Annotated in this window: 14 protein-coding genes; 6 read left to right on the forward strand and 8 right to left on the reverse strand. The window is 49.1% G+C overall.

Annotation, left to right across the window (positions count from 1 at the left end):
- Position 1 precedes the first annotated feature (1 nt).
- Positions 2 to 961: an efflux RND transporter periplasmic adaptor subunit gene (locus GK108_RS16010; RefSeq protein WP_163950375.1), complete on the forward strand. Its 960-nt coding sequence runs from the start codon at positions 2 to 4 to the stop codon at positions 959 to 961.
- 64 nt (positions 962 to 1,025) lie between these two features.
- Positions 1,026 to 4,208, forward strand: a complete 3,183-nt coding sequence (locus tag GK108_RS16015) for an efflux RND transporter permease subunit (RefSeq protein ID WP_163950378.1) — start codon at positions 1,026 to 1,028, stop codon at positions 4,206 to 4,208.
- A 78-nt stretch (positions 4,209 to 4,286) separates the two neighbouring features.
- On the opposite strand, the gene GK108_RS16020 is transcribed toward GK108_RS16015, so the two are convergent.
- The 3 genes from GK108_RS16020 to GK108_RS16030 form a co-directional block, all read right to left on the reverse strand.
- Entirely contained in the window at positions 4,287 to 5,078 is a 792-nt protein-coding gene (locus GK108_RS16020) for a 3-keto-disaccharide hydrolase (protein WP_163950381.1), read from the reverse strand.
- Positions 5,079 to 5,137: 59 nt separating this feature from the next.
- Entirely contained in the window at positions 5,138 to 5,929 is a 792-nt protein-coding gene (locus GK108_RS16025) for a M90 family metallopeptidase (RefSeq protein ID WP_163950384.1), read from the reverse strand.
- Between the two features lie 117 nt (positions 5,930 to 6,046).
- Positions 6,047 to 7,429 (reverse strand): DUF4403 family protein, encoded by a 1,383-nt coding sequence (locus tag GK108_RS16030; RefSeq protein WP_163950387.1) that lies wholly within the window; start codon positions 7,427 to 7,429, stop codon positions 6,047 to 6,049.
- A 141-nt stretch (positions 7,430 to 7,570) separates the two neighbouring features.
- Between GK108_RS16030 and GK108_RS16035 the strand changes: the two genes are divergently transcribed.
- Complete coding sequence (locus GK108_RS16035) at positions 7,571 to 7,801, forward strand: DUF3820 family protein (protein ID WP_163950390.1); 231 nt, start codon at positions 7,571 to 7,573, stop codon at positions 7,799 to 7,801.
- Between the two features lie 29 nt (positions 7,802 to 7,830).
- Here the strand turns inward: GK108_RS16035 and GK108_RS16040 are convergent, their stop codons facing one another.
- From GK108_RS16040 to GK108_RS16060, 5 genes are all read right to left on the reverse strand, one after another.
- A complete protein-coding gene (locus GK108_RS16040) occupies positions 7,831 to 8,379 on the reverse strand; it encodes a DinB family protein (protein ID WP_163950394.1) in 549 nt (182 codons plus the stop codon).
- Positions 8,380 to 8,447: 68 nt separating this feature from the next.
- On the reverse strand, positions 8,448 to 11,159 hold the full coding sequence (locus tag GK108_RS16045) for a M14 family metallopeptidase (RefSeq protein WP_163950396.1): 2,712 nt from the start codon (positions 11,157 to 11,159) through the stop codon (positions 8,448 to 8,450).
- 322 nt (positions 11,160 to 11,481) lie between these two features.
- Positions 11,482 to 12,324, reverse strand: a complete 843-nt coding sequence (locus GK108_RS16050) for a LamG domain-containing protein (RefSeq protein WP_163950399.1) — start codon at positions 12,322 to 12,324, stop codon at positions 11,482 to 11,484.
- A gap of 93 nt (positions 12,325 to 12,417) precedes the next feature.
- The gene (locus GK108_RS16055; RefSeq protein ID WP_163950402.1) at positions 12,418 to 13,911 is read right to left on the reverse strand and encodes a RagB/SusD family nutrient uptake outer membrane protein; all 1,494 of its coding nucleotides are present in this window, start codon (positions 13,909 to 13,911) and stop codon (positions 12,418 to 12,420) included.
- A 15-nt stretch (positions 13,912 to 13,926) separates the two neighbouring features.
- Entirely contained in the window at positions 13,927 to 16,956 is a 3,030-nt protein-coding gene (locus GK108_RS16060; RefSeq protein WP_163950404.1) for a SusC/RagA family TonB-linked outer membrane protein, read from the reverse strand.
- Positions 16,957 to 17,278: 322 nt separating this feature from the next.
- On the opposite strand from GK108_RS16060, the gene GK108_RS16065 reads away from it, so the two are divergent.
- The 3 genes from GK108_RS16065 (at position 17,279) to GK108_RS16075 (ending at position 23,075) form a co-directional block, all read left to right on the forward strand.
- Entirely contained in the window at positions 17,279 to 19,177 is a 1,899-nt protein-coding gene (locus GK108_RS16065; protein ID WP_163950407.1) for an AAA domain-containing protein, read from the forward strand.
- Between the two features lie 76 nt (positions 19,178 to 19,253).
- Positions 19,254 to 19,637 carry a response regulator gene (locus GK108_RS16070; RefSeq protein WP_163950410.1) on the forward strand — a complete coding sequence of 128 codons (384 nt, stop codon included), beginning with the start codon at positions 19,254 to 19,256 and terminating at the stop codon, positions 19,635 to 19,637.
- A gap of 228 nt (positions 19,638 to 19,865) precedes the next feature.
- Entirely contained in the window at positions 19,866 to 23,075 is a 3,210-nt protein-coding gene (locus tag GK108_RS16075; RefSeq protein WP_163950417.1) for a cyclic nucleotide-binding domain-containing protein, read from the forward strand.
- The last annotated feature ends 2 nt before the right edge of the window (positions 23,076 to 23,077 follow it).

Consider the following 23,077-nt stretch of genomic DNA (forward strand, 5'->3'; position numbering starts at 1 on the left):
GATGAAAGTTTTTCATATCCTGTTCATAGCGCTCTTCCTGTTCACAAGTTGCAAGGACAAAGCCAAACCCGTTACGCAGGCCATACCTCGCCCAACCGTCAGTCCGGATGGCGTTCGAATCAGCTTTCCGGATTCAGCGATGATCCGGTCGTTTGCCACCGAACCAACTCATTCTGAAACCATCCGAACCGACTTTGCGGCACCCGGACACGTAGCGGCTATGGTCCTAAAATCCAGCGAAAATCCATCGGAACGACTGGTTCTGTTCGACGACCCCAGCTTGTCGAATAACTACACGGCCATTCTGCAACACCGAATTAATATTCAGACCGAACGCGGTAATCTCGAACGGGTAAAAGACTTGCAAGTGCATGGCGCAGCATCGGGCAAGGAAGTTATTGAAGCCCAAACTCGACTGGCAAACGAAGAAGCAGCCATTATTGCGGATGAAGCCACGTTAAAACTAGCGGGCTTCGACCCGGAGGAGCTTCGTCATGCCCGCCCGAATACCATACTGGTCGTATGCGAAATCCCGGAAAATCAGTTTGGTATGATCACCAAAGGGCTACCGTGTATCCTCAACTTCACCTCATTCCCCAATGAACGGTTTCCGGGACGTATCGACAACGTAAATGATTACGTCGATAACACAACCCGCCAGATTAAGCTTCGTATTTCGGTTCCGAACCCGGATGGCCGACTCAAGGCTGGCATGTTTGCTACGGTCGCTTTTGGCGTTACAGAAGGCAATTTCATGACGGTATCCCGCGATGCTGTTGTTACGGTGCAGGGCCGTGACTACGTCTTTGTCAAAACGGCGCCACTCGTTATTGAGCGTCGGGCGGTACAGCTTGGCCAGCAACGGGCAGGCCGCATTGTGGTGCTTAGCGGCTTAAAAGAAAACGAGCCCGTTACGGTCGTCAACACCATGCAGTTAAAAGGCCTAAGCTTTGGCTATTAGTGATTTAGAGAGTGGCGCTGGCCTTGGTAACCCATCACTGGCTGGCTGCTAACATCCTTTACGTATGATTCAGAAATTAATCACATTTTCTCTCAAAAACCGCTGGATTATTGTCGGGCTGGCTATTGCGGTAATGGGGCTGGGTTTATGGTGTTTCAAACTGCTCAAGATTGAAGCGTACCCGGATATTGCGGATACCAACGTCATTGTTATTGCCAAATACGATGGTCGGGCCGCCGAAGAAGTAGAACAGCAGGTGACGATTCCCATCGAACGGGTTTTGAATAACGTACCACACGTAACCGACCGCCGATCTCGTACTATCTTCGGCTTATCAGTCGTACAGCTCAACTTCGATGAGACGGTTACCGATTATTTTGCCCGTCAGCAAATTATCGAACGACTGAGTAATGCTCAGTTGCCCGACGGCGTTGAACCTGAGCTGGCTCCACTCACTACGGCCGTAGGCGAAATTTACCGGTACGTGATCGAAGCGCCCCCGAGCATGACGCCTATGCAACTGCGCGACTTGCAGGACTGGACCATTATTCCTCAATTGCTTCAGGTACCGGGCATAGCCGACGTAACCACGTTTGGTGGACCAATCAAGCAATATCAGGTTATTCCTGATCCGGCCAAACTTCGCAAGTTCGATCTGACGTTACAGGACGTTATTCAGGCCGTTCAGAACAACAACCAGAATACAGGCGGGAACGTCATTTCGCGGGGTGGTCAGGGTTTTGCGGTCAGGGGGTTAGGAGCCCTGAAATCGCCGGAAGATATTCAAAATATTGTCCTGAAAACGAATGAAGGCGTTCCCGTACTCGTTCGCGACGTAGCGAGCGTAGAGATCAATCCACCGTCTCCATCCGGCATTTTGGGCTACCGCATTCCAGATGAGAAGCTGGATGTTATCGGTGCCACGGAAGGTATTGTGCTGTTACGTCGGGGTGAAAACCCGAGCGAAGTCCTTGAATTGCTTAAAGAAAAAATTGCCGATCTGGAAGCACGTGAGCTGCCTGCCGGAGTTCATCTTCGCGTACTGTACGACCGTGGTTTCCTGATCGACCACTCGCTGGAAACCGTAGCGCACACACTGATCGAAGGAATTTCTATCGTAGTTATCCTGCTGGTTCTGTTTCTGGGAAGTCTACGGGCAGCCCTGGTTGTTACGGTCACAATTCCGTTTTCGCTGCTGTTTGCCTTTATTCTGATGAAACTGGTCGGTATTCCTGCCAACCTGCTGTCGTTAGGTGCCATTGATTTTGGCATTATTGTCGACGGAGCCAGCGTGATGGCTGAGCACCTTATTCGAAAATACCGATCGGCCGGCCCAGCCGAACGAAATCAGGGCATTACCAACGTAACGGCCCGATCGGCCGGTGAAGTGGCGCGGGAAATTTTCTTTTCCGTTACCATTATCATTCTGGCCTATATGCCCATTTTGCTCATGCAGCGGGTAGAAGGTAAACTCTTCAGCCCGATGGCACTGACACTATCCTTTGCGGTTATTGGGTCGTTGCTGTGTGCGTTAACGGTTATTCCGGTCCTGATTTCATTTGCCTTCCGCAAGGCGCTGGCTCCCGATGGGAAACCTCTGAAAGAACATAAGAACTTTCTGCTTTCTCCGCTGGAACGTGGCTACCAGTGGTTACTCCATTCGGCGCTTTTCCGGGCTCCGCGACTCGTCGTCGGAGTTGGTATGGCGCTCGTTATGGTTATGATTGGATTTGGCCTGAAACTAGGCACGGAGTTTCTGCCCGAACTCGACGAAGGCTCTATTTTCATGCGGGCTTTTATGCCTTCAGGCATTACGATCCAGGAAAACGCGAAGATTGCACCAAAAATCCGCGACATCGTTGCCAAGTATAAACCCGTCAGTTTCGTTATTACCCAATCGGGACGGAACGACGATGGGACCGACCCGTTCCCTACCGACCGCACTGAAATTCTGATCGGGCTGAAGGATTACAGTACCTGGTCGGATAGTATCTCGAAAAAAGAGATTGTTCGCCTGATGCAGAACGAGTTGCAGGAAGCCTTTCCAGGCGCTTTCTTCTCTTCGGGCCAGCCCATCATCGACCAGGTTATGGAAATCGTAACCGGAAGCGCTGCCGATCTGGCTATTTCTGTCGTCGGCAGCGATTTGTCACTGATGCGGGCCCGAGCCGATAGTATTGCTACGTTGGTGAAAGGCATGAACGGAGCCGTAGCGGTCAATATCGAGCAGGAAGGCCCTCAGGATCAGCTGGCGATACGTATTAACCGCCCTGCTGCAGCCCGCTACGGAATTAACGTACTGGAAATTGAGAATATGATCGAAGCGGCCATTGGCGGAAAAGCCATCGGCTCCATTTACGACGAAGCCAAACGCTACGATATCATTGCCCGCTTTACGCCCGAAAGTCGCGGGAGCATCGATGCTATTCGACTGCTACAGGTTCCTTCCGCGTCGGGGGCGCTGATTCCGATGAGCGAACTGGCCGACATTCGCTACGTTCAGGGACAAACCAATATTTACCGGATCAACGGCAAACGAATGATTACGGTACGTACCAACATTCGAGGACGCGACCAGGGCGGATTTGTTCGGGAAATCAGCCAGAAGGTGAGCGACCACGTTCATATTCCCGAAGGATACAGCGTCATTTATGGTGGTCAGTACGAAAATCTGGAACGCGCGGGCGGGCAACTGGCAATATCCATTCCGCTCACGATCGTAGTCGTCTTTTTATTCCTGTTCATGCTCTACGGCAACGTACGCGATACGTTGCTGACGCTAACCTGTTTGCTGTTTGCCCTGGCGGGCGGGATTGGTGCTCTGCTACTACGTGGCTACAACTTCAACGTATCAGCAGGCGTTGGGTTTGTATCAATTTTTGGCATTTCGGTGATGGCGGGAGTTCTGCTGGTGTCAGCGCTGAACCGCAACTTAATGGTCAGCAACAAACCGCTGATGGAGGTAGTCATCGAAACCGCCCAGGAACAGTTCAGAGCTATTATGGCTATCATGGTCGTTGCCATTATTGGGCTTGTACCAGCTGCTATTTCAAGCGGAATTGGCTCCGACGTGCAACGGCCACTGGCAACGGTTATTATTGGTGGTCTGACCACTACACTGCTCTTTACGCCCCTGATCATTCCTCCTCTTTTCTATATCGTCAACAGGAAGCGGCCACGCCCGACACCCTTAGATGCATCGGGACATCACCTTCCCCAACCGATTGAAGAAGGAACAGAGATTTAGGTTTTTGACAGGGTTAACAGGATGTGCTGGTATTCAAACAGATACCTTCCTGATTCTGTTAATCCTGTCAAAAAACCACTAAAAATCAGTGTTAGCCTGTTTCAGATCGAGCTCCTTAATCCAGATATTCCGGTAAAGCACATCATGACCTTCGGCCTGAAGTTTTAGTCCACCAGGCGTATCGGTAATACCTTTTCCACCGTTGTTACCACCGTCTATACCCGAATTAGGTCCGCCCCACACCTGATTGATAGGATGATTCGTATGCGCTTTCGTACCATTTAGATAGATAGTAACCATGGCCGGTTCAACCCGTTCGCCATCTTTAAAACGGGCGGCCCGAAACTCAATGTCATACGCGTTCCATTTTCCAATGCCTGTGTAGAGTTTGTAAGGCGATGGCGATTCGTTGATAATTGCTCCCAGGCCATGCGACGTAGTATCCCCATCAACAATCTGAATCTCGTACCGATTTTGCAGGTACACGCCACTGTTGCCACCGGGTTTGCTAACGTAAAACTCTACGTGCAGGCGAAAATCGCGGTACGTTTTCTTGGTAACAATATCGGCAGCACCATATTTCCCGCCCGCAGCCGATGGGTCGTTGCTGTTCATAACCGTACCGCTCCCAGCCGGGTCTTTTTCAATGGCCCACTTAATGGGCAACGTAGCAGCTAGCCGAGGACCTTCCCAATACGTCCATTTTTCATCGAGCATCTTACGCGACCCATCAAATATAACTTCGGCCCCTTTAGGCGCTTTGGTACCAACTCCCAACTGGGCATAGGCTGGTGCAAAAAGGCTCAACGTAACACAAACAGCCAGTCCGGCATCACGTAGCGCTGTCGATAATCGTCCAGATAGATTCATCCAATTGAGGTTTCTTTTTATAGAGAAGTATTTTGACCTGTTTATCTAACCTAGAAACGTCAGCCTTCTACTTCTTTATCCGGAGCGATTGGGTTCTGATGAAATATTTCCTCCAGTCTCGCAAACAGCTTAGGATGTCTCTCCTCCAGTAAATCAGGGCGTTTAAAGAAATATTCCGACACGACGGCAAAAAACTCCGCTTCGTTTGTAATTCCATACGGATTAATGTCGGAGTGATTGGCTTTTATATCGTTGATGCTCTTGTGAATAAGCTCTAGCCAGGGCTTTATATGGCTCTTATCCAGCAAATATTCCGGTAAGCCATCCGTAGCGCCATCCACTTTATCCAGTAGATGAACAAACTCATGAATGCCCGTATTGCCCTTACTAGTCTCATTGGCGAATCCTTCATGAAGGGCCGGTTTCGACAGCACCATGGTACTTTGCAAGGCTCCCCCTTCGCCTACCATTCCTAAAATAGTCCGATCGTCGCCCGTTGTCTCGTAGGCATCGTTAAACCGATCTTCATAAAGTAGAACATCCGTAAGCGGATAGTACCAGTCTGTAAATCCGAAAATTGGAATGATGGCACTGCTGGCAACCAGCACCCTATCGACATCATCAATGGCAATACCGACGCCTTCCACCTTAGTACGATTCAGAAAAAGGCGAACGCGTTCTTCAAACTCTCGTTTTTTACTATCACTTAAGGATCGGTAGTAGGAAACATGTTCCTGCAACAGTGCCGGATAATCGGCTGGCAAAGGCAAAGCATCTTGCTTTTTCTGCTTCCATTTCTGCCAAATAAACCAGGCGGCCAGCAGCACAAATATACCGATCAGGAAAATCATACAGTTAGTAGGTTTAGTTATCTCCGTTGAACCGCAATCAGGCAGCCAGCGCCCCATATACGTTCACAGTCTCACAAACGAAAGTAAGGCTACTTTCTTATTTATCAGTAAAGCCGATTAAAGCTTTTGTACGTGAACTGATACGTTCGACTCCACATGAATCAGCGCCTGGATACCATCGGGACGGACGGCCACGCGCTGCGGCACGAACCGGAAGGATTTAATACCCAAATCTGTCTTTTTACCCGGTCCTTTTTCGAAAGCCTCGTTGATTCGTTCAGGCAATTTCTTGATTTCACTGCCCAACGGGATCGTTAACATTTCTTCCAGCAGTTTACATATACCTTTATGGATCAATGAATTAGATAACTTTGATAGCGCATTATCTGTCTTCGCATCGAAATCCAGATCGGTGACGCTCAGCGTATTCGTAAGCGTATCGAACACCGGTCGTCCGCGCAGATACAATGTTCCATCAATCAGACCGCTTACCCCCGCTTTGACGACTACCATCCGCTGACTACCATACACCGACGCGCTGTTTATTTTCAACAGCCCCATCGCCACTTTTTGCGGCTCTTTTTCCAGATAATTAGCCAGTGTACGGTTAATATCCGCATAAGGAATAAAACTGACCACACTTAGCTGGGCCGTTTGCGATACCGTATCGCGCTTCTGGAGTTGTGGCAACGGAACGTCTGGATGAGTAGGTTCTTTTGGCTTTAACTCCGTCTGGGTTTCGAAAGCAATACGTAGATGCGTCGTTATTTGCTTACTGTTACCTGTTATCGGGCTGGCAGCCACACTCATCGGCTTCGGCAAGAGCCATAAGCCGTATTCCTTGTTGAGTAACAAAGGTTTTTGAATATCCCGCCAGATTGGGCTCACGGTTTTATCAAGTCGCAAATCGTTATAGATGGCCGAGTTGATGGCCTGCTCGATGCTCGACTGGTGTTTTTCGAGAATATTCTGCGCAAAATTGGTTAATGAAATCTCCTTACCCAGCAATCGAATTTCTGGCTCGATGATCCACTGATAATCAACAAATTTAACATCGCTGGAAAGTCGCCAGTCGGACGTAACGCTCAGTGGACTCTGAAAATTTACGTGTAGCGCACAAAACGGCTTATCTGGCGGCTGTTTATCCCTCCCGAAAGGACTGATCAGCCACAGTTGCAGGGGAGCCGAAAACTTGATTTGCTGATTTTCGTATTGAATATGCACCGGCCCCGAACGTTCGACTCTAAACGATACAATGCCTCCGGCCTTCCCGCCCTTTGAATCTTTACCGACCAATACAGGGTCTAACTCCCGATTAATTTTGGCTTCTAATTCGTTCAACTGGAACGTAATAGGCCCTGCCAGATAAGAAATCTTGGGAGGAATCGGCGGATCGAATCCTTCTTTTTTGGGTGGCTGCGTATCTACATTCTGACATTGCATCAGAAATAGAGCTACCGCCAATCCAAATAGTACCTGGATTTTTGATAAGGGTTTCATGAACGTGTAGTGATAACTCGCTTACTGTTAAGCATTACGGAATAACAGAGCGGCCTATACTATAGATAACTCCCATCGAATTCAGGTTGTTTCTAAAGTTTCTCTTGCCGATTGTGAGAAATCTGTCCGTACCTTGTGTCTATGAATGAAGCTCAGGGCGACACTAATCTGCTGAAAGAACTACTCCATTATCCAATGCCCTTCGGTAAATACAAAGGCCGTTTGATTCGGGAGTTACCAATATCCTATCTGGAATGGTTTGTTAAAGAGGGGTTTCCGGCGGGAAAACTTGGTATGTTGCTACGTACTATGTACGAAATTAAGCTGAACGGATTGGACTACCTCCTGGATGGCATCCAACGTAACAGATAAGCCCGGCAAGCCGGGCTTATCTGTTACAGCTAGAACAATTTTTCATTAGGTGGCTTAACACCTTTCATGCGAATGTAAATTGTGCATTGACCACGATGGTGGGTCTGATGTTCAAATGCTTTTGCCAGAACAACTTCTTTGGTCATTTCGCGCTGCCCCATTTTCACGGATTCGCCTAATTGGGCATCGCTCATACCTTTTACAGCATCGATCACAAAATCGTAGCTATCCATAACTGCTTTGGTAAGGGCAACTTTCGTTTTTAGATCGGCCATTTCTTCTAATTTCTTGCCCTGCATTGGATTTACTTTTCCACTGGCTAAAGCGCCAAAATTATAATTAGCGTTGGCCAGATGAAGCATCTGCTCGGCAAAACTGCGAATTTCCGACGTTGGCTTATAATTCACTCCATCTTCAGGCATAGCATCCAGGTATTCTTTCGTGTACTCTTTGGCACGCTGCCAATCGGCGGTTAGCTGGCTTATTGTTGCCAGCGGAGCAGATGCCTGTGCTGCTGATAAAGCGATTAGCAGGCCTAAAACGATCAGATAAAGGCGAGGTAATGGTTTAGTTAACATGCTGCTACTTGATTAGTTGGGTACGGGTACGAAGCTAGCAAATTACTACTGGTTTACAGGCTTATAGATCACTTTTTCTCATCTTCTTTTCCTTTGCCTGCTGTACCCGCTGATTTCCAGAAATCAGGTGTTCCGTATTTCCCTCTGGACACATCACCACCATACAGTACCGAATTAAGCAAAACCCGGTACGTTCCCAGCGGTTGCCCACGCCATTGCGGCCGGAAGCCAATCAGAATAGCATGTCCTTTACCGTGCTGTACGTCCAGTGAAGCCGCGTATCCCTGCAAAAATTTCTCGCCGAGCATATAACCCGACCGTAACGGCGAACCAGTTGGCGCAAATTTGGCCAGTGCCTGCCCCTTAAAGCCATCTAACGTAGCAAAAACCGGACTTCCATCTACGAAAACAACAGCTCTGGAGGGCATACCAGCCATGACCGGATGTGTTGGATCAGTTTCTACTTCCAGCAATGAGCCGCCCGTAAAATAGTCTTTCCGGGCAACACCAGCCACTACATTCTTGACGGGCAGATGCAATGCTTCAATGGCGAAATCGCAGCTTGCATTCAGGCAAACCAACGTACCGCCCTGGCTAACGAAAGCAGACAGATTCTTTCCGCCCTGATCGCCAAGCCCACCTTCGTAGGCAGGCGGTACCATGCCTTTTACAAACCCATTCTTTATCGTTTGCGGGCGGTCGGAGGCCAGTAGAATCACATCGAACCGATCACTGAGGTCGCCCGCCAGCACATCGGCATTGCTGATGGTCGCGAACGGAACCTCAAACTGTTCCAGCACCCACTGCGTCCAGCCTTCATCCATACTGGCAGTCCAGGGTTTGTAGAGGGCAATACGGGGTTTCACAACAGCTCCGGCTGTATTCGTGGTCAGTTCGGACGTAACGCCCAGTTCCTTAGTCCATGGCTCCAACGATGCTTTGCTTACCCCACTGATGGCATACCGCTGATTATCTTTGTTAAATTTAACCGTGCCGCCCGCTTTCAGCGAACGACTGATTACTTTGAAGGCATTATTCTCGGCCGGACTAACGAGAGCCACCGTTCCCGAGCCAGTGATACGTCCTTCGGGTGCTTTGATAGCCGCTGAAACGGGATTGGTATCGAAGCCAATACCACCCACAAAATCGGCTGGCGTAGCATCCTTTTTATCATCTTTCTGCCAGTCCTTAGCCGTCGCACTAATCAGTTGAATCGCCCCTTTTACGTCGGCAGTAAGCGGGGTGGTGGCCGGTATTACGTTTAGTTCAAATTGCAGCGGCAGAGTCCAGCCAGCGGCATCATAGGGCTGCTCGGGCGGTCCACCGGGAAATTCACGCAGATCAGGATACGACTGCACATCCATCAATTGCTTCGTCAGCTCAGCAAACTCCTGATTCATGGGAATCACCCACGTCCCTTTCGGATACGTACGTCCGTCAAACGCTACCTCTTTGGTTAATTGGCCGATTCGAATTCCGTGGAACGCCAACCGACGTAACAATTCGACGGGACGTACCGGATCACGCTGTTTTTGCGGAATAAAATAAGCATATGGAGGTTCCTGCTCGTATTTCCTAATCGTGTTACGTCCAGCCTGATAGCGATTGTACAACAATACGTCACCATATTTAGCCGCGTAATCGAGGGTAGCTAATGAAGCCGTCTGCATGTACGCAATGGCATCGCTGATACGCCACCAGCCACCCGGCCAGGGGCTGGAATAGAGCGATTCGATCCGAAATTCGTTTTTGTCTTTCGGGAAATCACGGACGGTATAAAAGTGGGGCGTTGCGTAGTTATAGAGCGCTGTTTCAGTCCAGAACGCTGGAATATTCTGCATAACGGGCATAAAGTCGATGTATCCCGGATACCAGGCATCGAATCCCGTGCCCATGTGCGTAGCGCCTTTTTGTCCGTTTGTTTCCAACGCCTGCGCCATAGCCATGCCAATCATATTCACCTCGCGGGCAATAATGGGTGGTGTTTGCGGAGCAATGGGTTCGGCAAAAGGAGGTAACCAGATACGGGTCGGAAAAGGCGATGTCTGGTGGTGTACAAAAATGATGTTAGGCTCCCAGTCCCGCCAAGTCCGTTCAACCACCCGCGACTCGATCATGTTCAACATGTAGGCATCGCGGTTATTATCGTGACCTACATATTTCTGATATAAAAACGGCGTTGGTGCGATCTCGTAGGGCGTTCCTACGTTTGATGCGTACCAGTCGCCCACCATTGTTTGCCCATCGGGGTTGAGCGAAGGCCAGAGTAAGAGAATGACATTATCCAGAATGGCTTTGATTTTCGGATCATTGGCTTTGCTTATCATGTCATAAGCCAGCGAAATCGTATGCTGCGCTCCTGCCACTTCCGTCGCGTGTAAACCACCGTCGATATGGACCAGCGGTTTGCCTTCTATAGAAAGCTTTTTCGCTTCCTCATCCGTCAATCCATCCGGGTGAGCGAGACGTTGGGCGATGCTACGGTATTTGTCGATGTTGGCCAGATTTTGCGGAGACGAAATCAGCGCAAAGTACCAGGGTCGGCCTTCGGAGGTTTCGCCAACGTAAACCAGTTGCAACTTATCGCTGGCCTCATCGAGCTTTTTAAAATAGGCTAGTGATTGTTCATACGTAGCCAGTTTGAAATCGGCCCCAACCGGAAAGCCAAGCGTTTCTTCGGGTTTGGGAATTGGTTTTTGCTGCGCTACCGCCAGCGACCAATAACCTAACAGCGTAAATAAAAAAGCCCATTTTGAGGGATACAGGAAGGTAAATTTCATGGATGGGTATTCAGGTTGTATATAAATGGCGGCCTGGCTCTATTAACGAGTTAAACTACAGCTGACAAGTATAGAAACAACTATTGAATTTTTACACCAAATCAATCTTTAATACTTTTTATTACCAGTAATTCATAATAAAATTTCACTATATCATCAATACATTACGTATCTACTCAATGCAAAATACGTATCAGGATAGCAGCGGATTGCTTTTCATGCCAGCTACAGTTTCTGGAATAAACAGCACCGTGACTTCCGACAAAAAAAGCAGAAGCACCGTTGTGCTTCTGCTCTATGAATACCAGTAAATGATTCCTGCTTAGTTGCCTCTCGATTCAAGTTTTACGAGCGCATTGATCTGGTCGTCGGTCAGCGCGGCATTATAAAGCCGAACTTCATCCAACGCACCCGTCAGATAACTCGCCCAGGACTGACTCGTTGATTCACTCGTCAGACTGGGGTCGGTCTGAAACTGGACCGTACCAAATACCATTTTACCGGGTTTATTCCAGGCTAAAGCGCCGAAATTCGTTACCGCCGACGTAGCAGCTTTATTGCCATTGACGTATAACGTAAACGTCGACGTAGCGGCATTGTACGACAGCGCAATATGGTTCCAGGAATTGTATAGATTAATAATGCCTTCTTTTGTCACCCAGGCATCTTTGCTCCCGTTCTGAATATGAGCCTTAAAGATCCCATCGTTGCCTGAGCCACCGTTCTCAAAAAAGGTTTCGATATTTCCCCAGAATCCGTTGCTCTGCGATAAGCCCACCAAACCGATGATACCACCGGCAGCCGTTGTCGACTGACTATTTACCCAATAGCCTAGTGTGAAGCTTTGCATTTTTAGAATGGCATCAGTCGGATCAAATAGCATATAGCCTTTCTGGGCACCTTTCATCGCCTGACCTTTCAGGCCATTGACAAAGGTTGTACCCGTTGGTGTACCCGCTTTGTTCGACACCTTGTCGGTATAGTCACCATCGAAAGGCCAATAGCCAACCAGATTCGCCTTACCAATTTCACTGGATGAGGAGAATCCGCCAATCGACAGAGCGGGTGCATAGCTCTTGGGGTCGAATTTTTCATAACAGCCAGACAAGCTCATGGTTAATAAGCCTCCCAGCAAAAGTGTTGCCTTGGATTGTATCAATTTCATGGATAATTCGGTCAGTTTATGGTAGGACCGATCTGATTGCCAGCCCTTTTGTAGAGCAAGCAACCAGACAGTTCCATAGTAAATAGTGAGCTATTAATAGCCAGGATTTTGCACCAGTAAACCAGCACTCAGATCAATTTCTGTCTGAGGAATTGGCCATACTTCGTTCTTATTGGCTTTCCACCCTTTTGGTCCAAACACGGTAGCCGCGCGTCCCTGACGGATTACGTCAAAATACCGGTCAAACTCCATGGCTAACTCTACCCGACGCTCCTGCCAGATAGCGGTACGTAGCGCAGCCTTATCGGTGGTGGTTATTTTAGGCAGGATGGTGGTGCTGGTACCCCGCGCCCGCGCCCGAACCAGTTCGAGTGATGCCAGTGCCTGCGCTGAATTACCCAGTTCATTGGCTGCTTCGGCATTCATCAGCAATACGTCAGCGTAACGAATAACCCGTACATTTTGCTGAGCCCCTTCATTGAAGCCACTAACAAAAAGCTTAAACGGAACATACGACTTCTGGTTATACATCGGGTTATCGCCTACCGGCGGAATGACATCACCCTCTGGTGTTGTTTCGCCCCGGAAAATGATGGTAGCATCCCGCCGTGGATCACCCGCTTCGAACGCATTGGCCAGCTCCTGCGTCGGTACGTTGAAGCCCCAGCCTCCACCAGTTACCCCACGCACACCCTGAACCTGCGAATACTGCGAGTTAGACGCATCTTTATTGCTGAGAACGAGTTCATTCTGAATCTCAAAAACAGATTCCGAGGAGTTTTCATTTTCCAGTCGGAACAACTTCTCGAAATCGCTTACCAAGGCGTAACGACCCGATGTCATAACCTGATTGGTCAGGTCAAACACCTGCTGCCATTTCTGCTGATACATCGATACTTTGGCGTGCAACGCCTGCGCAGCTCCTTTGGTGATCCGTCCGGCATCGGCAGCCGGATAGGTTACGGGCAACACCTGCGCGGCTTCCGTCAAATCTTTCTCGATGGCCGTGTAAACGTCTGCTTTGGGCGTCCGGGGCAGGTTATATTCAGCAGCGCTGGCGGGTAGGTGCAGCCGTAGCGGTACGTCGCCAAAAGCCCGAACCAACCGGAAATACGAATACGCCCGCACAAATTTCGCTTCGGCCAGATAGCGGGCCTTCAGCGATTCCGTCATCGAAATCTTCGGAATATTATCAAGTACCTGATTGGCGTAGTTGATATTCTGATATTGACCAGACCAGAAACCACCTAACTGGCCGTCACTCGACCCAACCGTAAAGCGGTCATAATCGTTGAAGAACGTAGCGTCGGAGGCCGAACTCCCTTTTTCTGTTTCGTCGGAACCTACACTTTCCAGCGCGATGGGCGCAAAAGCCGTATTATTCCAGCCACGCAAATTTGCATACATGGCGTTGACCGCTTTTGTGGCATCTTCTTCACTCGTCCAGAAAACGACGCTGGCTTCCTTACCCTGCGGATCAGTTTCCAGAAATGTTTGCTTACAGGCCGATGGAAAGAAAAGTAATCCAGCCAATCCGGCATACAAACCGATTTGACGGAGGTTAATTTTGTGATCTATTGTTTTCATTCGATTATGCCGTAATTAGAAAGTAACGTTGACGCCAAAATTGTAGGTTGCCGACAAAGGATATACGTTGGCATCGATACCCGCCTGCGTTGGTTTGTTTTCGTTAGCGCGCACTTCGGGAGAAAGTCCTTTGTACTTGAAGAAGTTAAAAGCGTTCTGCGCGTTGGCGTAAACCCGAAGTTTTTTAAGTTTCAGGCGCTGAGTCAACTCAGGAGCGAACGTATAGCCTAATTGCGCGTTTCTAACCCGGAAATAGCTTCCATCCTGAACGTAAAACGAGTTAGGCAGGTAGTTTTGGCCACCACCGATATTGACGGACGGGTACGTATTGGATGTTCCGGCTCCGTGCCAACGGTTATCATAAAAATCCTTCGTGAAGTTTTCATTACCGTAGCGCCAGCCCAGGTTGGCGTTATAAATATCCACTTTAGCGACGCCCTGAAAATCCAGCGTTAAGTCAAAGTTTTTAACCGTCAGATTCGTGTTGATCCCATACGTCCATTTGGGGTTTGGGTTACCAATCACCTGCCGGTCCAATCCAGTAATGGCGCCGTCTGGCGTTCCGTTCGTGCCGCTAATATCTCGGTATTTGAAATCGCCCGGTTTCGCATTTGGCTGAGCCGACGCTTTTACCTCATCTTCGGTCTGGAAAATACCGTCAACAATGTAGCCATAGAACGAACCGATTGGATCGCCCACCTGGGTGCGGGTTGCTTGTGCACCACCCGTCAGACCAACCCCACCATCATAGATTGGGTTAGCCCCCGACGACACGGCAAGCACTACGTTATTGTTCAGACCAGCATTGGCACCGATGCTATACGAAACATCTTTGCTGATGGTGTTCCGCCAGTTTAAGGCAACTTCCAATCCTCTGTTCCGGAATGTAGCCTGGTTGCCAATAATCCGGCTCGACGACGTACCAATTGAGCTAAGTACTGGAATATCAAAGATTGCCTGTTGCGTTTCTTTGATATAGTAATCCAGTTCAACCGTCAGTCTCGATTTCAGCAGGGCGGCTTCCAGACCAATGTCGGTTCCGACACCACGTTCCCAGTACGTAACCGGCGGAATAATTGAGTTGATGCTCGCTCCGGTGTATAGTTGTCCGCCGAAGAAAGCCGCCAGGTCACCTCCGTTGGCAACTGTCAGTGTAGACAGGTTAGAGGGCACCGACGCATTACCAATTTTACCCCAACTGGCCCGGAATTTCAGGTTGTCGAAAATCCGCTGGTTTTGCATGAATGGCTCGCTACTGATTACCCAGCCGACGCCAACCGATGGAAAATAACCCCAGGCATTGCCGCCCTGATAGAATTTAGATGAACCATCGGCCCGTAACGAAGCATTGATCAGGTAACGATCCTGAAACGAGTAGTTCACGCGACCGAAATACGACGCATAGGTTGCCAGATCGCCTTCATCCTTAACGTTACGGCCGTCAGCATTACCCAGCGCCAGATACAAATCGCCCTCGCGGGTATAGGGTACGTTCAAAGCCGAAGCCGTTAACTTATACGACTGGTCCCGTTGTGCCGACTGACCAAGCAGTGCCGTAAAATTATGATCGCCAATCTCTTTGGTGTATGTCAGCGTATTTTCCAGAATCCAGTAACGAGCCTGTGGGCGCGTAAACTCCAGATTACTGGTCGTGTTACGTTGTTTGAACGTTGCTACGTAGGCCGGTGTATAGCTACGGGTTTCATCCTGCGAGTAACGTCCACCAAAGCTGCTCTTAAATGTCAGCCCTTTCAGAATAGTCAACTCGCCGTATATGTTACCGGTCAGCAGCGTTTTCTTGGTGATCTGATTGTAGAAATCTACAGTCACCTGTGGATTGAAGTTATTGCCATCGCCCAGATTGTAATCGGTAGGATCGCCATACGTACCATCGGCATAATACACGGGCACTACGGGTCCAGCGGCATACATCTGACGGAAAATACCACCAGCCTCATCCTGCGACGAACTGAAGGCACCGGTTGCCGTATAGCCAACCTTTAGATTGTTCAGCACCTGAAAATCGTTCTGAAGACGAGCGGTATACCGTTTGAAGTTGTTACGTTCCACAATACCATCCTGATACAGATAACCCAGTGACAAATTATACGTCGACTTTTCGGTACCCCCACTGATCGATAGCTGATGGTTCGTAATGGGCGCGTTACGTAGTATCTGCCGATACCAGTCCGTTCCCTGACCGTATTGCGCCGGATCAAGAATAGGCTTGCCACCGTTGATGGTACTTAATTCATTGACCATCGTAGCATATTCATTGGCATTGGCCATTTTGATCGGGTTAGTCACTTTCTGATAACCGACAAAGCCATTGTAGTTAACTACGGCCTGGCCCGATTTCCCTTTTTTGGTGGTGATGAGCACAACGCCATTGGCCGCCCGAACACCATAAATCGATTGAGCTGAAGCATCCTTCAGAATGTTCATACTCTCGATATCACCCGAGTTCAGAAAGCTGATATCATCGAACCAGACCCCATCCACCACATACAGTGGGTTTGCACTGCCGTAAGCCGTACCTGCACCGCGAATCCGAATCTGAGGTGCTTCGCCAGGCTTACCCGAGTTATTAATCTGCACACCGGCCACTTTACCCTGCAAACCACTTACCGCATTCATCGACGGCTGTTTAATAATATCATCGCCTTTGATCTGCGCAACGGCACCCGTTACGTCCAGCTTACGCTGCGTTCCATAACCAACCACAACCACTTCAGACAAGGCACGGGAGTCGTCGTCTAACGTTACGTTGATCGCTGTCTGCGACCCCACCGTAACCTCTTTCGCCATCATTCCGATCATAGAAAATACCAGTACAGAACTCTGAGCTGGTACTTTAATTGTGTACGTCCCCTGAGCATCAGTAGGAACGCCAATAGTAGTGCCTTTTATAAGTACACTTACCCCCGGAAGCGCTGCTCCGTCCGATGAACTGACTTTACCTGACACGGTAATCTGCTGCGCTAGCGAAACGGTGCTAACGATCAGGAAAACCAGTAGGTACGCTAATCGTACAAAAGTTCTCATTGAAAATCTAAACATTGAATTTTTAGAAGAATAAATTGAAGCAAATGTATTAGCACCCAGGTCTATTTTCAAAGATTCTGCCCTGGTACAGCCTACATCAATACCACATCATTAAAAATAATCCAATAAAAAAGGTCCCAAATGGCCCTTTTTCCCGCCAAAAGACAATCGTCCTTAAGACGATCCAAGCATCAATAAGTAAGTCAACAATTGAAAACTTTCGTATAATTATCCGGCTGGACAGCATCAGGAGCGTACTGATTTATGCATTGATCGCGCGTTAAAACCAGCATGATTAGGGTCGAAGTCGTTAATTTTGTCAATGGATTATTTTAAAAATCTGCTTGATTTACTAAAAGTCGAACGGGAAGAAGATCGTAATCAATACCGTAAACTCACCGAATCTACATCGATTGCCGACCGTCGGGCCAATGGTTTGACCTGGTATCCGATCGCTATCCGAGGATCTGAACTAGGCCGGGGCGACTACCTGACCGTAGAAGTTGAACGAACAACTCATCAGGACATCCAGCACCAGCTTCGCTTTGGAATACCCGCCGTTTTATTCAGCAATCACGATCCCAAAAACGATCGTGTCGAAGGCACCGTAACGCATCAAAGTGGTAACCGATTAAAAATAACGTTACGTACCGATGAACTCCCCGACTGGTCGCGCGATGGGAAGCTGGGTGTCGAGGCCCTTTTCGACGACAATAGCTACGACGAGATGGAAGAGGCTCTTAAAGCGGCCAACACCCTCAGCGAAAAACCGGACAATCGGCTAATCGGTATTCTGACGGGCGAAAAATCACCGACCTTCCATACGGAAACCCCTCCCCTACTAGTACCGACACTCAATCCGAGTCAGGTCTCAGCCGTTGAAAAAATAATTACGGCCAACGAGCTAGCTATCGTGCATGGCCCGCCAGGCACCGGCAAAACCACTACGTTGATTCAGGCGATCAAAGCGCTCCATAAGCAGGATAACAAGAAAATTCTGGTCGTTGCCCCCAGCAATACGGCCGTTGACCTGCTTAGCGAAAAACTCAACGATGAAGGGCTCAACGTTTTACGGGTCGGCAATCCGGCGCGTGTTTCCGAACGACTAATGGCACTCACGCTGGAGCATAAAATGAGTGAGCATAGCGCCATGAAAGAGGCTAAAAAGCTGAAAAAGCAAGCCAACGAATTCCGCAACATGGCGCACAAATACAAGCGTAATTTCGGAAAAGCCGAACGGGAACAGCGTAAAGCCTTGTTCGATGAAGCCCACCGAATTATGAAAGACGTGGCCAATACGGAACAATACGTCATTGACGACATTATCGCTAAAACACAGGTCATTACCGCTACGCTGGTTGGTTCCAATCATCACACCGTACGCGCTTTAACGTATCATACCGTGGTGATTGACGAAGCCGGTCAGGCCCTGGAACCGGCCTGCTGGATACCTATCCTGAAAGCCCAAAAGCTTATACTGGCTGGCGATCATTGCCAGTTGCCACCCACCATTAAATCGTCGGAGGCCGCCAGAAACGGACTAAATACAACATTATTTGAAAAGTGTGTGGCTTTGCACCCAGAAGCCGTTACGTTGCTGGATGAACAGTATCGAATGCACGAACACATCATGGGCTATTCATCACAGGTGTTTTATCAGAACAAAGTGAAGGCTCATGCGTCAGTGGCCCGCCACTCCTTGTTTGATGGCGATACGTCGCTGGTGTTTGTCGATACGGCCGGTTGTGGATTTGATGAAAAGCTAGACGGGACAAGCTCAACCAATCCGGAAGAAGCCAGCCTGCTGATCAGGCATTTAACGCAACTTACTACTGATGTACGTAGTCGCTACGCCAAGGCGGACCTTCCCACCATAGCTGTCATTTCGCCTTACAAACAGCAAATTGCTATCCTGAAAGAACAAGTAGCCCAATCCGCTGATTTACAGGAATATGGCGACAAAATTTCGGTCAATACGATCGATAGTTTTCAGGGACAGGAACGGGATATCGTTTATATTTCCATGACACGTAGCAATGCCGAAGGCGACATTGGCTTTCTTTCTGACATCCGGCGTATGAACGTAGCGATGACCCGTGCCCGCAAGAAATTAATTATTGTGGGCGACAGTGCTACGTTGGCGAATCTGGCCTTTTACGCTGATTTCATTACGTATTCCGAACAGCTCAATGCCTACCAAAGCGCCTGGGAATGGATGTAGACCCATTTCCCAGACCGCGTATGAGTCAATAAAGTGTACCTTAGCAGATAAACAGGCTTTTTTTGCCACCTTTTCCATGAATCTTTTAGTTGTTGACGACGAACCCGACGTACAAGCTTTGTTTGAGCAGCGATTTCGCCGGGAAATCCGAAGTGGGGCGATGACATTTACATTTGCCCATTCAGCTCAGGAAGCACTTGATTTTCTTACTCGTGAAGGAAGTAATAATTTATTAATCCTGTCGGATATCAATATGCCGGGCATGAGTGGCCTGGAACTGCTTAAGCGTATTCGTGCTATGTATACGCTCCCTCCTCCGCCTGTAATCATGATGATTACGGCCTATGGCGACCAGCCAAGTTACCAACAGGCCATGCAGGACGGAGCTAACGATTTCTTAAGCAAACCCCTTGATTTTACAGAACTGAAGGCTAAAATCGCCCAATTAGCGGGTTCATAAGCATTTTTCGCGTCCTTATCCATACCGAGATAATGGCAACTTTGTGTTATTTTACAGTCCCATCGGCCGTTAACGCTATCGATTATCTGGCATCAATCAATCCAGCGAAAAGTAGCTCATAATCTGGTGAGCGGTCAGGCGAGTAGCCTAACGTAGCGTTTTTCAGAGACTTACCGCTGAACGATACGGGCGTTTGATGGGTTAATTTTGCGTTATTTACCTTAACGAATGACAGCTGCTCAGACCTTGTATCGTTTCCTTGGTGTTCGTTCTACCGAAACGTCAATAGTCAGGCTTTTTTTTCTGCACAATTTCTTTCTGGGCATTGGCAACATCCTGGTCTACGTAGCGGCCAATGTTATCCTGCTTGAAAATCACCCACTAACCAGCCTACCCATTGCTTACGTCGTAGCTGCCCTGGCCATGATGGCCGTTGGACGAATCTACACGTATTACGAACACCACTTACTACTGAAACGGCTGGCCATTCGAGTGCTGCTGGCGGTGGTAATCCTCACGTTCGTCATGGGAGCCATTGTCTGGCTGGGCCATTCGGTGGTGGCTGCGGTTGCCATTATGGCGGGTTATCGAGCCATTTATTTACTTACCAATCTGGAGTTCTGGGGGGCTTCGGCGGTTGTTTTCGACGTTCGCCAGAGTAAGCGGCTATTCAGCATCATCAGTTCGGGCGATATGCCAGCCAAAGCGCTTGGTGCTCTTCTGTCAGTACTGGTACATGCTCACGCCGAGCTGTTTATCCTGCTATTGATTGCATTCGGAGCCTTTTTGTCGGCCATGTATGTGTTTTCGCTTACCGTAAAAGCACACGTAGTAGATGTCGCTCCCGCTCGAATGCAACTCCATCGCCGTCCGCAACCATCGTTAATCCGGCAGCTATTTGGTGGCAGTGAGCTGGTTTTTTCCATGTGTATCAGCCTAGCAGCCATTGCCTGCGTGGTTACCAGCATCGAGTATTTCTTTTTTGTGAACGTCAAGGAGAAATTCCACCATCAGGAAGACGTCATGAAATTTATTGGTACGGTACTCGTGCTTACGTACCTGTCGGCGATGGTGTTTAAACTCCTCTTTTCCTGGAAAACCTTCGAACGGATGGGTATTCGCTGGTCGCTGGCCGTATTGCCAATTGCCGGACTGCTCAGCGTGGTCGTTTTTGTTCTGCTGCACGAGATGGGCACAACCGAAACCGGCTTACTGATCTATTTCTGCGGGTTATATCTTCTGCTTGAGGTACTACGCCGGGCCGTTTTCGATCCTATTTTCCTGGTACTTTTCCAGCCTCTTTCTCCCCAAACTCGTCTGAAAGGCCATACGCTGGTCAAAGGTTTTTACGAGCCGCTGGGTATGGCACTGGCGGGTTTGCTGTTTATTGGCCTCCACCACTCGCCCGCCCTGCCGAGCTGGTTACCCTTCGTATGGATTGCCTTACTGATGAGTCTGGCACTCTTTTTTCTGAATCGGACGTACCGGTCTTACCTGGATGCACTTAAAAATGCCCTGGAGCGTCGATTTTTGGCCAGCGATGAGTTGCTGGTACCAACAACAGCCCGGAAAGCTATTCTGGACAACCTGAAAAGCACCCATACGGCCGATGTGCTTAACGCGATCGAATGGCTACAAACGAATGAACCCGATACGTTAGTCGCGCAATCGAGCACCCTCCTTCAGCATCAGGACAAGCTGGTTCGTACCAGCCTATTGAGTACCCTATCGACCCAGTTGGAGCCTGCCGTTTTACATCACGTCGCAACAACAGATACCGAGTCAACGCTACGTCAAACAGCCGCACGCTGGTTGGCCAGGCACCCCCAAACGCCCCCCGAACTGCTCGACAACCTTTGGCAGCAAACGGATTTATGTATCCGAATCGGCACTATTCAGGGCCGTCTGGAAGTTCAATCCGCTGATACGGTTGCTCAACAGCAGCTATCGGCTCTGGCAACTGCTATTGAGGTCGATAAGCAGAAGGCCGCCTTAGCACTCCTGCCTTTTCTAGATAATGTGGCGCAGTATATCCTGGTGGAACAGGCACTGAGTAGTCCGGTTAAATCACTGCAACAAGCCGCTGTTCGGTCCATGAGTACTGTAGTTAGCCCACAGTTAACGCCGAAACTAGTTGAATTACTGACCTCTTCGATATTTTGGCGAGACGCGCTGCAAAGCTTAATCAGCAATGGATCAGCCAGTTTACCCTATCTTCGGGCAACTATCCATCCGCACGTTAGTCAGGCTTTTATTCAGCGGATAGCCCTAATTTGCGAACGTATCGCTAGTCCCGACAGTCGGCAATTATTAATTGAGCTGGCGGAATTACCCAATCTATTCTGGCGCGCTTCCGCGTTACGTGCCTTACGCATTTTTGATCCAATTGAAGCCGAATCATCTCGTTTTCAAGACCTTCTGAACGAAGAGTGGCAACTTGCCCAACGCCTGATTGCTGGTATCGACGGCGAAGAAGACCCCGCTATGGTTGCCAGCCTAGAGTATGAGTTAACCTTACTCATCCAGCGTATTTTCGGCCTATTGACGCAACTATATGGCTCAGAGACTATTGCGAATGCACAACGCGGAGTTTTACATGCAGCCCGCGATCGTAAGGCAAATGCGCTCGAAATGCTCGACAACCTGATTCCACAACCTACGTACCGCAGCCTGCAAACGCTGGTCGATGATATGCCCGTTGCCGAGAAGCTACGATTGCTGACCAAGTTTAACGGACCGCTGGCTGATCCGGAACCCATTCGGCGCTATATTATTCAGCAGGGCAACACCAAGTTTTCGGACTGGACCATTAGCCTTGCCCTACGTAGCATTTCTGTTGATGCCGTGTCGACAACTTCGCTCAACCATTTTCTTGACTCATCGAACCCGCTCATACGGGAAAGTGCGCTGACGGTGGTTGCGCAACTGCCACAAAATAACCCAGACCGTCAGCAGCTTCTAACCAGCCGTACGACTATGAACAATCATCAAACTGCCCAAATTTCAATCGTCGACCGCATATATGCTCTTAAACGAACCTCTCTGTTCGCCAGCACGCCCGAGAACGTATTGAGCAGTATTGCTCAGATCATGAACGAAGTAACGTATCACGAAGAGCAGGAAATTTTCAAGAAAGGCGAAACCGGAACGAGTTTGTTTATCGTTTATGACGGCGAAGTGGGTATCTACGACGGAACGGAGCAACTCGCTACGTTCGGCAAAGGGGGCTTCTTTGGCGAATTGGCGCTACTGGATGCCGAACCACGATCGGCTAGTGCCATTGCGCTGACACATGTGCTGGCTTTCCGAATCGATCAGGAAGATTTTTACGATCTTATGGAAGAACGGGGTGAAGTATTGCAGAATATTGTCCGGGCACTTTGCCAGCGGCTCCGTCGGCAAAACGAGGTGCTACGCGATTTGTCGGCGTCGGTTTAAGC

The sequence above is a fragment of the Spirosoma terrae genome (assembly GCF_010435915.1).
Taxonomy (GTDB): Bacteria; Bacteroidota; Bacteroidia; order Cytophagales; family Spirosomataceae; genus Spirosoma; species Spirosoma terrae.